The organism is Pseudoalteromonas sp. AOP7-A1-14, from assembly GCF_052376275.1.
GTDB lineage: Bacteria > Pseudomonadota > Gammaproteobacteria > Enterobacterales > Alteromonadaceae > Pseudoalteromonas.
Genome location: NZ_JBQSVO010000029.1, coordinates 1 through 15,737, shown reverse-complemented (window position 1 = coordinate 15,737; position 15,737 = coordinate 1). Strand labels below are relative to the sequence as shown.

General features: G+C 39.3%; 16 protein-coding genes. All 16 read left to right on the top strand.

Features of this window, described 5'->3' with window-relative positions; all coding sequences use genetic code 11:
* Positions 1 to 726: 726 nt before the first annotated feature.
* The gene (locus tag ACT3RM_RS06870; protein ID WP_441834676.1) at positions 727 to 2,031 is read left to right on the top strand and encodes a TolC family outer membrane protein; all 1,305 of its coding nucleotides are present in this window, start codon (positions 727 to 729) and stop codon (positions 2,029 to 2,031) included.
* Between the two features lie 5 nt (positions 2,032 to 2,036).
* Positions 2,037 to 2,234: a hypothetical protein gene (locus tag ACT3RM_RS06865; protein ID WP_441834675.1), complete on the top strand. Its 198-nt coding sequence runs from the start codon at positions 2,037 to 2,039 to the stop codon at positions 2,232 to 2,234.
* 1,236 nt (positions 2,235 to 3,470) lie between these two features.
* Positions 3,471 to 3,920, top strand: a complete 450-nt coding sequence (locus tag ACT3RM_RS06860) for a flavodoxin domain-containing protein (protein WP_441834674.1) — start codon at positions 3,471 to 3,473, stop codon at positions 3,918 to 3,920.
* A gap of 422 nt (positions 3,921 to 4,342) precedes the next feature.
* Positions 4,343 to 6,232: a tRNA uridine-5-carboxymethylaminomethyl(34) synthesis enzyme MnmG gene (gene mnmG / locus ACT3RM_RS06855; protein WP_441834673.1), complete on the top strand. Its 1,890-nt coding sequence runs from the start codon at positions 4,343 to 4,345 to the stop codon at positions 6,230 to 6,232.
* 15 nt (positions 6,233 to 6,247) lie between these two features.
* Positions 6,248 to 6,868, top strand: a complete 621-nt coding sequence (rsmG, locus tag ACT3RM_RS06850; RefSeq protein ID WP_441834672.1) for a 16S rRNA (guanine(527)-N(7))-methyltransferase RsmG — start codon at positions 6,248 to 6,250, stop codon at positions 6,866 to 6,868.
* A gap of 13 nt (positions 6,869 to 6,881) precedes the next feature.
* Positions 6,882 to 7,667: a ParA family protein gene (locus ACT3RM_RS06845; RefSeq protein ID WP_441834671.1), complete on the top strand. Its 786-nt coding sequence runs from the start codon at positions 6,882 to 6,884 to the stop codon at positions 7,665 to 7,667.
* A gap of 20 nt (positions 7,668 to 7,687) precedes the next feature.
* Complete coding sequence (locus tag ACT3RM_RS06840; RefSeq protein ID WP_441834670.1) at positions 7,688 to 8,617, top strand: ParB/RepB/Spo0J family partition protein; 930 nt, start codon at positions 7,688 to 7,690, stop codon at positions 8,615 to 8,617.
* 142 nt (positions 8,618 to 8,759) lie between these two features.
* Entirely contained in the window at positions 8,760 to 9,140 is a 381-nt protein-coding gene (locus ACT3RM_RS06835; RefSeq protein ID WP_441834669.1) for an ATP synthase subunit I, read from the top strand.
* Positions 9,141 to 9,154: 14 nt separating this feature from the next.
* The gene (atpB, locus tag ACT3RM_RS06830) at positions 9,155 to 10,012 is read left to right on the top strand and encodes a F0F1 ATP synthase subunit A (protein WP_441834668.1); all 858 of its coding nucleotides are present in this window, start codon (positions 9,155 to 9,157) and stop codon (positions 10,010 to 10,012) included.
* A 52-nt stretch (positions 10,013 to 10,064) separates the two neighbouring features.
* Positions 10,065 to 10,307 (top strand): F0F1 ATP synthase subunit C, encoded by a 243-nt coding sequence (gene atpE / locus ACT3RM_RS06825; protein ID WP_441834667.1) that lies wholly within the window; start codon positions 10,065 to 10,067, stop codon positions 10,305 to 10,307.
* Between the two features lie 40 nt (positions 10,308 to 10,347).
* On the top strand, positions 10,348 to 10,818 hold the full coding sequence (gene atpF, locus ACT3RM_RS06820) for a F0F1 ATP synthase subunit B (RefSeq protein ID WP_441834666.1): 471 nt from the start codon (positions 10,348 to 10,350) through the stop codon (positions 10,816 to 10,818).
* A 16-nt stretch (positions 10,819 to 10,834) separates the two neighbouring features.
* Positions 10,835 to 11,368, top strand: coding sequence for a F0F1 ATP synthase subunit delta (atpH, locus tag ACT3RM_RS06815; protein WP_441834665.1), 534 nt, complete (start codon positions 10,835 to 10,837; stop codon positions 11,366 to 11,368).
* A 14-nt stretch (positions 11,369 to 11,382) separates the two neighbouring features.
* Complete coding sequence (gene atpA, locus ACT3RM_RS06810; RefSeq protein WP_441834664.1) at positions 11,383 to 12,924, top strand: F0F1 ATP synthase subunit alpha; 1,542 nt, start codon at positions 11,383 to 11,385, stop codon at positions 12,922 to 12,924.
* Positions 12,925 to 12,983: 59 nt separating this feature from the next.
* On the top strand, positions 12,984 to 13,844 hold the full coding sequence (gene atpG / locus ACT3RM_RS06805; protein ID WP_441834663.1) for a F0F1 ATP synthase subunit gamma: 861 nt from the start codon (positions 12,984 to 12,986) through the stop codon (positions 13,842 to 13,844).
* A 33-nt stretch (positions 13,845 to 13,877) separates the two neighbouring features.
* Positions 13,878 to 15,263 carry a F0F1 ATP synthase subunit beta gene (gene atpD, locus ACT3RM_RS06800; protein WP_441834662.1) on the top strand — a complete coding sequence of 462 codons (1,386 nt, stop codon included), beginning with the start codon at positions 13,878 to 13,880 and terminating at the stop codon, positions 15,261 to 15,263.
* 13 nt (positions 15,264 to 15,276) lie between these two features.
* Positions 15,277 to 15,699 (top strand): F0F1 ATP synthase subunit epsilon, encoded by a 423-nt coding sequence (locus ACT3RM_RS06795; protein ID WP_441834661.1) that lies wholly within the window; start codon positions 15,277 to 15,279, stop codon positions 15,697 to 15,699.
* Positions 15,700 to 15,737 lie beyond the last annotated feature (38 nt).

Below are 15,737 nucleotides of genomic sequence, written 5' to 3'. Positions count from 1 at the left end.
ATAACTTTTTTAGTAAGGTCTTAGTAAAATATTTAGACAAATTAAGAGCGTGATAATCCCACTTTCCCACTTTTCCCAAGTCTTAAAATGAGTTGAAGCTATGAAAGTGAAAATATTATGGGTATTTTTACTTATTTTTACTTATTTTTAAAAAAATTTGCACTCCACCTGAGCTCCAATAAAACCATAAGCAATTGATATTAAATAATTTTGTAGTTTATGTATTGGGAAATAACAAGGTAAACCAAAGGGAAAACTTCAGAATAAAGTTAAAAGACCTATTTCATTCATTAACTTGATAGCTATTTTATTTCTCAATCGTTTCCTTTAGTTACATAATATAGGTCTTGAACGAGCCACCTACTACCTTAATATGGGCCAGTATTGGTCCACCTAAGAGTAAACTATTATGAAACTAACCATCGAGAAAATCATCTGATAGCGCTTGTTGCTAACAACAGTAAAGTTTAGTACTTATGACCTTGTTATTTATGGCTAGATTAGACGATGAAGTTATATTTATTTGTCTCATAGCTCGGAGATGTAATCACCTATTATGAAGCCGACTTTTTAAATTAACGGAAAAGTATTGGCTAATCAGCCTATTCCTCCTTTATTCAAGTCAGTGTAGATATTCTAACTGGTAAATTATTTTTATAGTAATGACTTAATCCGATTTTTGATTGAAATAAGTCATTACTATCAGGAGCCATAAAAGGACACAAAATGCGTATTTTAGTTTTACTTCCATTAATTGCACTCAGTGGCACCACTTATGCTCTAACACTTGAGCAGTCGGTTGCAGAAGCACTAAATAAAAACCCACGCTTGTTACAAAAATACGCGCACTTCGAGGCTAAATATCGGGATAAACGAACTGCATTTAGTGATTACTTACCTCAAGTAAGGGTATATGCAGCATATGGTTATGAAAACGTAAATTATAATAACGGAAATAAAATAAACACCGAAATGGCTCGTCGGGAACTCGGTTTACGAATTACTCAAATGCTATTTGATGGCTTTAAAACCTCTTCTAATGTTGCTCGACTTGATTATGAAATGCGAGCAGATCAACAAAGTCTAATTTCTGAAGCTGAAAATATAGGGCTTGAAGTCACACAAGTATATTTAGATCTACTTAAAGCAAAAGCAATCGTAAAATTACAGCGAGAAAATGTTGATGATCACTATGATACTTGGTCAAATATTTTAGAAAGATCGAATAAAGGACTAAGCAGTAAAGCTGATGTAGCACAAGTACAGGCTCGTTTAGCAACGGTGCGGGCAGAATTAATTGCTGCGCAAAATAATGAAATTGATTTAGAAGCTAACTATTACGACCTTGTTGGTGATTATCCACAAATGCTAACTACTCCAAAACCAGATGCTAATTATATCCCTAGAGGCTTAAATACCGCGATTGATTTAGCCATAAAATCACATCCACAGATTAATGCTGCAAACCTTAATATCAATGCAGCGAACGAACAAATAGAACATGATAAAAGCGATTACTGGCCAAAGCTCGCGCTAGAACTTGATGTGAATGATAATCAAAATATAGGCGTCTATCACGGCCCTGATGATGATGCTCGCATAATGTTAACTATGAGCTATGATCTTTACGGTGGTGGTCGTACTAACTCACAAACTGAAGCATCTAAGTGGCGATATCAAGAAGCAACTGCGGTACGTGACACAACAATCCGCCAAGTTAGTGAGAAAACTAAACTGGCTTGGAATGCATATATATTAGTTGGGCAACAAATAGATTTTTATAAAGATAATGTTGATTTTGCAAAAGAAACACAACAAGGTTATAAAAAACAATTTGATTTAGGACATCGTTCATTATTGGATGTGCTGGATTCTAAAGTAGAATTATTTACAGCTCGTCGTAATTATTTAAATGCCGCTTTTGATAAAAGTAAAGCAAGCTATCGTTTAATAAATGCAACAGGTATGTTAGTAGAAGCACTACGTGTCGATACGCCAGAGCCTTGGCGGATAAAGGACGACGAGGAATAATAACAATGAAAAATACTCTATTAGCCACCACTTTAGTCATGCTTACAGCGTGCGTATCAAACCCTGTCATTCATAGCGTAAAGTACCAATCACGTGATCTTTATGACAGCGACAATGATGGTGTCATCAATGCTCGTGACAATTGCGAAGGAACAGACAAGGAAGCAATAACCGATAACGATGGTTGCCCAACTGAAATTTAAACACCACATTCAGCGGTAAAAGTTATAAATTTTAGTCTTAATAAATATTTATTAACCTCTAAAAGTAATTGAACTTGCAGAGGTTAATGAAACAAAACCCACAAACATAGTTATATTTAATCGCCAATGATATAACTAGTAGCCACTTTTAAACTGAAGCCAATAAATATTAACTATTCCTGATCCCAGTAGCTTTAAGAAAATGGCGAATATACGGTAATAAACTAGCTTAACCTCTTTAACTTTAATTTAGTCTCCAAAAATTTTACTTTTTCGCTCCCTTTCCCTTAGTAAAACTTACTTATAGACCTTAAAGCACTCATAAAATTAATTATAAAAACCAAAATATCACCTAAAATTAACCCCATATTCAATACTTACTTTATTAAAATATGATCATTTAAGCGGCTTAAATTACTCTCTAAATCAATGCCGTTAGTATTACTCTATTTTTATTTAAGCGATTGTTAAGCGACAAATACCAAAGCTAAAAGGATAAATTACTCATCAGAAAAACGCTTACAACTGTAAAAACTGTTTTAATTAGCCTCATAAATAGCTTTTTTAGTCGGTTTATTACACTAGTTTAAGATTACTGAAGGTCTTAATTGGAATTATTTACTCATAACTCGAACCTAAAAAATCGAATTTATACTTAACATTGTACTGATTGACTAAAATAAATAGTCAATCGACGATAAATTTTATCCACATTCGCGTATTTATTAGGCTTTTTATCTTCAACAACAGTACTTTTTATAGTTTATTATTTTTATAAGCACTTTAAATAGATCTATTTTGCTAATTTCCGTCTTAAATAAAGGTAAAAGTGAATTATTTTAGAGTTTATAACACTTCTTTAAATTTATTTTATTGATACGATCCAACAATAAGATCGTTATCAACAAGCAAACTATCCACACTAATCCTAATTTTCTCACCAATTAGCACTTCTATAATTCATTTATAAAAGATCAATAAGTTAAACTAAATAAACATAATATGATAATTAATTATCAAGAACTTTCCCCAACTTTATCAACAACTTGATCCACTAGTTATAACTACAGCATATAAATTAAAACAGTTTAAATTCAATTAGTTAAGATAATTAATTAACAATAAGATCAGATCAGTAAGTAAAAACTTATACAAAATAAAAAACTAAGCTTTACTGATCAGTTCACTCGGTTATTATAAGCATCTAATAGACATCAATATTGATCTTATAACGTTATGAATTCAGTAAATATAATTATTGGTAGTCAAATGGGATCTGCCGAATACGTAGCAGAACAGCTTGCTGATGAACTTATTAATCGTGGGATCTCTTCACAATTACACGAGCAACCTGAATTAATTAATATTCCTCAAAAAGAGACTATTTGGCTGCTGTGTACATCAACGTATGGCGCAGGTGATTACCCAGAAAACTTATTAACCTTTATCGAAGAGATAAAACAAGCATCTGATTTGAAAGGAGTTAAATATACAGTCATTGGTTTAGGTGACACGAGTTACGATACTTATAACTTAGCCGGACGCAATCTAGATAAACTGCTAGCGAGTAAAGGTGCTGAACGTATTTGTGAAAGACTGGAATTAAATATACTTGATGAAGCCTTACCAGAAGACACTGCACTGGCTTGGTTACCCTCATGGCTCAAAAAAGTAGACATGGGTTAATTTAAAAATAAAGAATTATAAAAGTTACCCACAATTTACTAATAATTTAGATCGATTTGTGGACAACCTATGATCTAACTGCGATTTTAAGCATGCTTATCCATGGGATAAGTCCTGTTGATAATCGGGCTGTGTATAAAGCGGTCTTTTGATCAGAGGTTACAAGCCGCTTGATCCGATCATATTAACACCTTTAGATCTGTCTTAAGCTACTGTTAAAGAAAACGATCTGAGTGTTACCCACAGAAAATGAGTTCAGTAATAGTAGTAACAGTAAAAGATCTCTTTAAAAGATCCTTTATATTATTAGAGATCACCTACTTAGATCTTGCCCATAGTTTAATCATTTATCTTCTGCTGTTTTCTAGGTAGAATACGCTCCCTTTGAAAATTTGCTGGCTGAGTTAAGTAGGATCCCATAAATGATTTTTCACGAAAATTTTGACGTTATCGTAGTAGGCGGTGGACATTCAGGCACTGAAGCCGCACTAGCATCTGCTCGCATGGGTATGAATACCCTGCTACTGACTCACAATATGGATACTCTTGGGCAAATGTCCTGTAACCCAGCAATTGGTGGCATTGGAAAAGGCCACTTAGTAAAAGAAATTGACGCCCTAGGTGGTGCAATGGCCAGCGCGATAGATAAAGGCGGAATTCAATTTCGCACTTTAAACTCATCAAAAGGCCCTGCTGTTCGCGCGACTCGAGCTCAAGCTGATCGCGGACTTTACAAAGCCGCAATTCAACAAACTTTGCAAAATCAAGATAATTTAAAGATCTTTCAACAATCATGTGATGATCTAATTGTCGAAGGTGATCGTGTTTTAGGTGTGGTAACCCAAATGGGATTACGCTTTAGTGCGCCCTCTGTAGTGCTCACTGTAGGTACTTTCTTAGGTGGTCAAATTCATATAGGCCTTGAGAAATTTAAAGGCGGTCGCGCTGGTGATCCACCTTCAATCGCATTGGCTGATCGTTTACGTGAATTACCATTTCGTGTTGATCGCTTAAAAACAGGTACACCACCACGTATTGATGCCCGCACTGTTGATTTTAACAAAATGCAACAGCAACCAGGTGATACTCCAACGCCGGTATTCTCATTTATGGGTAAGCAAGCAGATCATCCACAACAGATCCCGTGTTATATCACTTATACAAATGAAAAAACGCATGATGTGATCCGCAAAAATTTACATCGTTCACCTATGTACTCTGGCGTTATTGAAGGTATTGGCCCACGCTACTGCCCTTCAATTGAAGATAAAATTGTTCGCTTTGCTGATAAAGACAAACATCAAATATTTGTTGAACCGGAAGGTTTAACATCATATGAGCTTTATCCAAATGGTATTTCAACTAGTTTACCGTTTGATGTACAACTTGAAATAGTGCAATCAATTAGTGGTTTTGAAAATGCACATATTTGTCGTCCTGGTTACGCTATTGAATATGACTTTTTTGATCCTAGAGATTTAAAACAATCACTTGAAACTAAATTTATTGATGGGTTATTCTTTGCAGGTCAAATAAATGGTACTACTGGTTACGAAGAAGCCGGCGCACAAGGCTTAATAGCCGGTATGAATGCTGCGTTACAAGTGCAGGGCAAAGAATCATGGACACCACGTCGTGATGAAGCTTACACCGGTGTATTAATTGATGACTTAGCGACGCTTGGTACTAAAGAACCATACCGTATGTTTACTAGCCGTGCTGAATATCGTTTATTATTACGTGAAGATAATGCTGATATTCGTTTAACTGAAAAGGGCCGCGAACTTGGCTTAGTAAATGATGAGCGCTGGCAAGCATTCAACGAAAAAATGGAAGTAATTGCTAAAGAATCTCAACGTATTAAAGATACGTGGATCCATAAAGATCATGCCATGGTTAATAAAGTGAATGAATTACTAAAAACACCATTAACGCGTGAAGCAAATTTAGAAGAATTACTACGTCGCCCTGAAGTTCGTTATAACGATCTGATGGCTATTGACGGTTTAGGATCTGACTTTACTAATAAAGCAGCACTTGAGCAGGTGGAGATCCATACGAAATACGCAGGCTACATTGCACGTCAGCAAGATGAGATCAATAAACAACTGCGTCATGAAGAAACTATTTTACCAAAAGAATTTGATTATAAAACAGTTTCTGGCTTATCTAATGAAGTTGTCGCAAAACTCACCGAAGCACGTCCAGATACAATTGGCCAAGCATCGCGTATTTCTGGTATCACCCCTGCGGCTATTTCGCTATTATTAGTGTATTTAAAAAAGCAAGGCTTGCTACGTAAAACCGCGTAGTCATTGAGGAACACTGTGTTACAGCAACAATTAACTACTTTATTAGCGCAAACTGATATTGCGCTAACACAAAGACAACAACAACAGCTTGTGCAATATGTTGAGTTACTCAACAAATGGAACAAAGCGTATAATTTAACTTCAGTGCGTTTACCCGAAGAAATGATGATAAAACACATTTTGGATAGTTTAGTTGTTGCTGCACACTTACCCGGTCATCATTATATTGATGTTGGCACAGGTCCTGGTTTACCTGGTATTGTACTGGCAATTGCCCTACCTGATACGCAATTTATTTTACTCGATAGCTTAGGTAAAAGAGTGCGCTTTTTAATGCAGGTTAAACATGACCTAGGATTAAAAAATGTAACCCCGGTGCAGTCTAGAGTTGAAGAATATCAACCAAGTGTTAAATTAGATGGTGTATTAAGTCGCGCATTTGCGTCTTTACAAGATATGGTTGACTGGTGTTCACACTTGATTGATCATTCAGGTAAATTTATAGCCTTAAAAGGCATATTTCCAAGTGAAGAGCTAAAGTCGTTACCGCGTGGTATTAAGTTCGAGCAAAAAATAGCCTTGGAAGTACCAAATTTAGATGCACAAAGGCATTTAATTATTCTGTCTAAAGATTAGGGATCAGAACACTGTGGCAAAAGTCATCGCATTAGCAAATCAAAAAGGGGGCGTTGGTAAAACAACGACCGCTGTTAACCTCGCAGCCTCTATGGCCGCGACGAAGCGTAAAGTGTTGTTAATTGATCTTGATCCCCAGGGTAATGCCACTATGGGGAGCGGTGTTGATAAATATGGTGATGTTGCCACTATTTATGATTTATTAATTGAAGATAAACCAATTGAAGAGGTTATTAACAAAGAAACCTCTGGTGAATATCATTTAATTGCAGCTAACGGTGATGTAACCGCCGCAGAAGTAAAGTTAATGGAGCTATTTGCCCGTGAAGTCCGTCTTCGTAAGGCTTTAGATAAAATCCAAGATCAATACGAATTTATATTTATAGACTGTCCTCCGTCATTAAATATGCTGACAGTTAATGCAATGGCTGCCGCTGATTCTATTTTAGTGCCTATGCAATGTGAGTATTATGCACTTGAAGGTTTAACGGCCTTGATGGATACCATTACTCAACTTGCAAAAATGGTTAACCCAGAATTAAAAATTGAAGGCATACTGCGCACCATGTATGATCCGCGTAATCGCCTCGCAAATGATGTGTCTGAGCAATTAAAACAACACTTTGGCGATAAGGTATACCGTACCGTAATCCCCCGTAATGTTCGACTTGCAGAAGCGCCCAGTTTTGGTGCACCAGCAATGTATTATGACCGGGCATCAAGTGGTGCTAAAGCCTATTTAGCACTAGCCGGTGAAATGTTACGTAGAAAAGAGAAAACTTCTTCAGCAGTAGCCTAACTTTGAGGTAAAAAAATAACATGTCAGCTAAAAAACGTGGTTTAGGCCGAGGACTCGACGCTTTATTAAGTTCATCCAAACCTGCAGCTGGTGCAGTAAAAAACAGTAATCGTTCTGTTAGCACTGAGCAAGCTGACGCAGCTATAGAGCCAGTTAAAGCGAGTGAATTACAAAAGCTTGCTATTGAGCACTTACATTCAGGTAAGTATCAACCGCGTAAAGATATGTCTGAAGAAGCGCTTGAAGAGCTTGCCAACTCGATTCGTGCCCAAGGTATTATTCAACCTATAGTCGTGCGTCCAATAGCCAAAAATAGCTTTGAAATTATTGCTGGTGAACGTCGCTGGCGTGCTGCGCAAATAGCTAAGCTTGATACTGTGCCATGTATTATCAAAGACGTGCCAGATGAAGCTGCTGTTGCTATTGCGCTAATTGAAAATATTCAACGTGAAGACTTAAATGCAATGGAAGAAGCTATTGCCTTAAGTCGCTTATTGACTGAGTTTGAATTAACGCATCAGCAAGTCGCTGAGGCAGTTGGTAAGTCTCGTACTACAGTGACCAACTTATTACGCCTAAATAATCTTAATGAAGATGTTAAAATACTGCTAGAACATGGCGATATCGAAATGGGTCATGCTCGGTGCTTGCTTGCACTCGAAGGTGATGCTCAATCTGATGCCGCACGCTTAGCCGTTGCTAAAGCGCTTACTGTACGCGAAACTGAAAAGTTAGTGCGTTCAATTTTAGAACCTACTCCGATTAAAGAACCTATCGAAAAAGATCCAGATGTCAAAAAGTTAGAACTGAAACTCGCTGAAAACCTGGGTGCAAAAGTTGAAATTAACTATAATAAAAAAGGCAAAGGGAACCTGGTTATTTCTTACACCAATCTCGATGAATTAGAGGGGATTTTAGGGCGTATTGACAGCAACCCCCCTGCAGTTTAATTTTTATTATGTCTAAATAGAGACATTAGTAGTAAATTTGCAGCACAAAGCGTCAACTCAAGTTGCAAAATTGGTAAAAATAAGTATACTTTCGCCAGTTTTCATACCCTGATATATAGATTGTCATTAAGGTTAACTAGACGTGACGAATAAGTTAGCAAGTCCTTATCGACGAGCCGCATTTAAATTAATCTGTCTTCAGGGCTTAGTAGCGTTGATAGCTGCTGTAATTATTTTTATAGGTTGGGGAGTTGATGCCGGCCGTTCAGTGCTCGCTGGCAGTGTTGTAGCTATCCTCCCTAATTTTGTATTTGCTGCTTATGCATTCCGATTTATGGGCGCGAGCAAAGCAAATCAAGTGTATACCTCGCTAAAGCGCGGTAACGGATTAAAATTTTTGCTAACAATCATTTTGTTTGCGCTAATACTGAAATCGTACTCGGTCATATTAATGCCCTTTTTTTGTGCTTATGTATTGGTTCTCTTTATTGGATTGTTTGCACCCGTTTTTTTTAAACATTAACTTTGGGATATAACATGGCTGCAGAAGAAGTTACTATATCAAGCCATATCCAGCATCACTTAACTAATGCTAAGATGTGCTCGACCGACACCGGTCTAGCCTTCAATAAAGCATGTACGGACAGTGGTTTCTGGACATGGCATATAGATACCCTCGCATGGTCAATCGGATTAGGTCTATTGTTTTTATGGATCTTTCGTCGTGCGGCTTCAAAATCAACTCTGGGTGTACCAGGAAAATTTCAATGTTTCATTGAAATGATCGTTGAGTTCGTTGGTGACAACGTACGCGATACCTTTCACGGTAAGAGCAAGCTTATTGCTCCTCTAGCCTTAACGATTTTCGTTTGGGTGTTCTTAATGAACTTAATGGATTTAATTCCAGTTGATTTCTTACCTTCACTGGCAGGCTTTGTTGGCGAAACTGCATTTGGTATGGACTCACACGATGTTTACATGAAAGTTGTACCGACAACGGACATCAACTTAACCGCCGCGCTTGCGATTGGTGTGTTTTTATTGATGATCGGCTACTCAATTAAAATTAAGGGAATTGGTGGTTTTATTGCTGAGCTTACGCTTCATCCGTTCAGCTCAAAAAGTAAAATCGCGATGATTTTCTTAATCCCTTGTAACTTATTACTTGAATTAATCGCGTTAGTGTCTAAGCCATTCTCGTTAGCACTGCGTTTGTTCGGTAACTTATATGCTGGTGAGTTGATTTTCATCTTAATCGGCGCAGTTGGTTTAATGCAACTTCCGTTGCACTTTGTTTGGGCTGTTTTCCACATCTTAGTAATCGTGTTACAAGCATTCGTATTTATGATGCTAACGGTTGTTTATCTAAGCATGGCAAGTTCAGACAATCATTAATTTACAAATTTACTTTTAACTTTAATTTATAATTGAAACTTTGGAGAAAAAAATGGAAGCTTTAGAATTGGTAACAGGCTTAAAATATATCGCAGTTGCACTACTTATCGGTTTTGGTGCAATCGGTACAGCTGTTGGTTTTGGTAACATGGGTGGTAAATTCCTTGAAGCATGTGCGCGTCAACCTGAGCTTGCACCATCACTACAAGTTAAAATGTTCATCCTTGCTGGTTTAATCGATGCTGTAGCAATGATTGGTGTTGGTATCGCGATGGTAATCTTGTTCGTACTTTAATTTTAATTTGAACAGCTTACTATTTTAAGGAGGAGCGGTTGTGAATATTAACGCCACTCTTATCGGTGAATTAATTGCGTTTACGGTGTTTGTACTTTTCTGTATGAAGTATGTATGGCCACCACTTAATGGCGCAATTGAATCTCGCCAAAAGAAAATTGAAGATGGTTTAGCTGCCACTGATAGAGCCGAAAAAGACTTAGAACTTGCGCAAAAAAAAGCTGCTGAGCAGCTTAAAGAAGCAAAAGAACAAGCGGCTGATATCATTGAACAGTCTAAAAAGCGTGCAGCAGTAATCGTTGACGAAGAGACTACTCGTGGTCGCGAAGAACGTGAAAAAATTGTTGCTCAAGGACACTCTGAAATCGAAGCAGAGCGTAACAGTGTGACTGAAGAGCTACGTAAACAAGTAGCTACTTTAGCGATTGTTGGCGCTGAACGTATTTTAGAGCGTGAAATCAATCAAGCCGCACATAGTGACATCGTTGAAAAACTTGTCGCTAAGCTGTAATTAGGAGGGTATGAGCATGTCTAAATTGACTACTATCGCTCGCCCATACGCTAAAGCGGCTTTTGAACTTGCCGTTGAGAAAGGCACTGTTGAAAGTTGGAATGATATGTTGTTTTTTGCTGGTCACGTTGCCAGCAATGAGCAAGTTGATTCTGCTTTATCGGGGTTGTCTAAAGCAACTGACCAAGCTGAGTTCTTTATTAAAGTTTGTGCAGAGCAGCTCAACGAACACGGCCAAAACCTTGTTAAGGTAATGGCTGAAAATGGGCGTTTAGTTGCCCTACCAGCGGTTGCTGAGTTATTCACAGCGTTTAAAGCTGAGTATGACAAAGAAGTTGATGTTGATGTCACTTCTGCAACATCGCTTGCTGCTGAGCAGCAAGAATCACTGGTAGCGGCGCTTGAAAAACGTTTCGCACGCAAAATTAAGCTGAATTGTAGTGTTGATGAATCTGTAGTTGGTGGTCTTGTTATCAAGGCTGGTGACAAGGTAATCGATGGCTCTATTCGCGGCAAACTAAGCCGCCTAGCTACTACACTACAATCGTAATTGGGAAGAAGAGCATGCAACTTAATTCCACTGAAATTTCAGATCTGATCAAACAACGTATTGAGCAGTTCGAAGTTGTAAGTGAAGCTCGTAACGAAGGTACTATCGTATCTGTTACAGACGGTATCATCCGCATTCACGGTCTAGCTGACTGTATGCAAGGTGAAATGATTGAGCTTCCAGGCAACCGTTATGCTATCGCACTAAACCTTGAGCGCGACTCAATTGGTGCAGTAGTAATGGGTCCATACGCTGACCTTACAGAAGGCGTAAAAGTTTATACAACTGGTCGTATTCTTGAAGTGCCTGTTGGTCGTGGTCTACTTGGTCGTGTTGTAAACACACTAGGTGCTCCAATCGATGGTAAAGGCGCACTTGATAACGACGGTTTTGAACCTGTAGAAAAAATTGCACCAGGTGTAATCGAGCGTCAATCAGTAGATGAGCCAGTACAAACTGGTTATAAATCTATCGATGCGATGATCCCAGTTGGTCGAGGTCAACGTGAACTTGTAATCGGTGACCGCCAAACAGGTAAAACAGCATTAGCAATCGATGCAATCATCAACCAAAAGAACACAGGCGTTAAGTGTGTATACGTAGCGGTTGGTCAAAAAGCATCTACTATTGCTAACGTAGTACGTAAATTAGAAGAGCATGATGCACTAGAAAACACTATCGTAGTTGTTGCATCTGCTTCTGAGTCTGCGGCGCTTCAGTACCTAGCTCCGTTCTCGGGCTGTACTATGGGTGAGTATTTCCGTGACCGCGGTGAAGACGCGCTAATCGTATATGATGATTTATCTAAGCAAGCTGTTGCTTATCGTCAAATCTCATTGCTACTTAAGCGTCCACCAGGGCGTGAAGCATACCCAGGTGACGTATTCTATCTTCACTCTCGTTTGCTTGAGCGTGCATCGCGTGTAAACGCTGATTACGTTGAAAAGTTCACGGATGGTGAAGTGAAAGGTAAAACAGGTTCATTGACGGCATTGCCAATCATTGAAACTCAAGGCGGCGACGTTTCTGCGTTCGTACCGACAAACGTTATCTCTATCACCGATGGTCAGATTTTCTTAGAAACTGACTTATTTAACTCAGGTATCCGTCCGGCAGTAAATGCTGGTATCTCGGTATCGCGTGTTGGTGGTGCTGCACAAACTAAAATCGTTAAGAAACTAGGTGGCGGTATCCGTCTAGCCCTAGCTCAGTACCGTGAATTAGCTGCGTTCTCGCAGTTCGCGTCTGATCTTGATGATGCTACTCGTGCTCAACTTGAACATGGTGAGCGTGTAACAGAGCTAATGAAACAGAAACAGTACGCACCAATGTCTGTTGCTGAAATGTCACTGTCGCTATTTGCTGCTGAGAAAGGCTTTCTTCAAGATATCAAAATCGATAAGATTATGGATTTTGAAGCTGCAGCGCTTTCTTTTGCAAACAGCACATACGCAGAGCTTATGGCTCAAATCAATGAAACTGGTGACTACAACGCCGAGATCGAAGCGCAACTTAAAGAACTTATTGAGAAGTTCAAGTCTACGCAAACTTGGTAATTTAGTTATTAATGGTGCACTTTATTTATAAAAGTGCACCTTGATTCGGAGAGAGAGTCATGGCTAGCGGAAAAGAGATTAAAAGCAAGATCGGGAGTATTAAAAATACTCAAAAGATCACCAGCGCGATGGAAATGGTTGCTGCGTCTAAAATGAAAAAGGCGCAAGAACGAGTGGCTTCAAGCCGCCCATATGCTGAAAAGTTACGTAAAGTGATTGGTCGTATTGCTCAAGCAAATCTTGATTTTACTCATCCGTTCTTAGAAGAACGTGAAGTAAAACGAGTTGGTTATATTGTTATCTCTACAGACCGTGGTCTGTGCGGTGGTTTAAACTCAAATGAGTTTAAAAAAGTCGCATTAGAAATCAAAGCGTGGAAAGAGAAAGGCGTTCAAGCTGATTTTGCTACTTTAGGTGGTAAAGCAGCTGGCTTTTTTCAACGTTTTGGTGGTCAAGTACTTGCCAAAAAAGCAGGTCTTGGAGATAAACCTTCAGTTCAGGACGTTATTGGTCCAGTAAAAATAATGCTTGATGCATTCGCTGAAGGTAAAATTGACCGTTTATTCCTGGTATATAACAACTTTGTTAATACCATGAAGCAAGAGCCAATAGTAGATCAGTTACTCCCTTTGCCAAAAGCTGAAGAAGAAGTATCTGCACATGCATGGGATTACTTGTATGAGCCAAACCCAGAGGCTATTTTAGAGTCTTTGCTAGTACGCTTTATTGAATCTCAAGTATACCAAGGTGTAGTTGAAAATGCTGCCTCTGAACAGGCCGCCCGTATGGTTGCAATGAAAGCTGCAACTGATAACGCCGGCGACCTTATGGATGAGTTACAGCTTGTTTATAACAAGGCTCGCCAAGCGGCAATCACACAAGAAATTAGTGAGATTTGTTCTGGTTCAGCAGCAGTTTAATGCTTCGGGCAAAGATTAACGAGAGGAATAGACATGAGTTTAGGTAAGGTCGTCCAAATTATCGGTGCCGTTGTGGATATCGAGTTTCCACAAGATAACGTGCCAGCCGTATATGACGCGCTAAAAGTAACAGATGGCAATCTAGCTGGTTTGACTTTAGAAGTTCAGCAGCAGCTAGGTGGCGGTGTGGTACGTACTATCGCACTAGGTGCAACCGACGGTTTACGTCGTGGTGCATCAGTAGAAAATACAGGCGAAGCAATCCAAGTTCCAGTTGGTACAAAGACCCTAGGTCGTATCATGAATGTACTTGGCGAGCCAATTGATGAAGCAGGTCCTATCGGTGAAGAAGAGCGTATGTCTATTCACCGTGCAGCGCCTACTTACGAAGAGCAATCAAGCTCAGTAGAACTTTTAGAAACAGGTATCAAGGTAATTGACCTTGTATGTCCATTCGCTAAAGGTGGTAAAGTTGGTTTATTCGGTGGTGCCGGTGTTGGTAAAACCGTAAACATGATGGAACTTATCCGTAACATCGCAATCGAGCACAGCGGCTACTCAGTATTCGCCGGTGTTGGTGAGCGTACTCGTGAGGGTAACGACTTCTACCATGAGATGACTGACTCGAACGTAATCGACAAAGTATCTCTTGTATACGGTCAGATGAATGAGCCACCAGGTAACCGTCTACGTGTTGCTTTGACTGGTTTGACTATGGCTGAGAAATTCCGTGACGAAGGTCGTGACGTGCTTTTCTTCGTAGATAACATCTACCGTTACACGCTTGCGGGTACGGAAGTATCTGCATTGCTAGGTCGTATGCCATCTGCCGTAGGTTACCAGCCTACACTTGCTGAAGAAATGGGTGTACTACAAGAGCGTATCGCATCGACTAAGACAGGTTCAATCACTTCAATCCAAGCGGTATACGTACCTGCGGATGATTTGACCGATCCGTCTCCAGCAACAACGTTTGCTCACTTAGATGCAACAGTGGTACTTTCTCGTGACATCGCATCATTGGGTATTTACCCAGCGGTAGATCCACTTGATTCATCTTCACGCCAACTTGATCCACAAGTAATTGGTGAAGAGCACTACAACATAGCACGTGGCGTTCAGACAGTTCTTCAGCGTTATAAAGAACTTAAAGACATCATTGCAATCCTAGGTATGGACGAGCTTTCTGACGAAGACAAGCAACTTGTATCTCGTGCACGTAAAATCCAGCGTTTCCTATCTCAGCCATTCTTTGTGGCAGAGGTATTTACCGGTTCGCCAGGTCAATACGTTTCACTGAAAGACACAATTGCTGGCTTCACAGGCATTTTAAACGGTGAGTTTGATGACCTTCCAGAGCAAGCATTTTACATGGTTGGCTCTATCGAAGAAGCTCAAGAAAAAGCCAAAGGCATGTAATTAGGAGGGTAGTATGGCAGCTATGACTGTACATCTTGACGTAGTAAGCGCAGAAGAAAAGTTATTTTCTGGTCTCGTTGAATCGATTCAAGTAAGCGGTAGTGAAGGTGACCTTGGTATTAACTATGGCCACGCTCCACTATTGACTGCCCTAAAACCTGGTATGATTCGTATAGTTAAGCAATTTGGTCACGAAGAAGTGATGTATGTTGCTGGCGGTACTTTAGAGGTACAACCTAATATCATTAGTATCCTAGCTGATACTGCGGTACGTGGTGAAGACCTTGATGAAGAGTCCGCTGCAAAAGCTAAACGTGAAGCACAAGAGCAAATGGCTAACGCCTCTGCTGCTGAGTTGGATTACCAACAAGCAGCAGTGCAACTAGCAGAAGCTATAGCTCAATTACGTGTAATTAAACAATTACGCAGTAAGTAAACCTATCAGGTTTTTAAAAGCCCACTTTATGTGGGCTT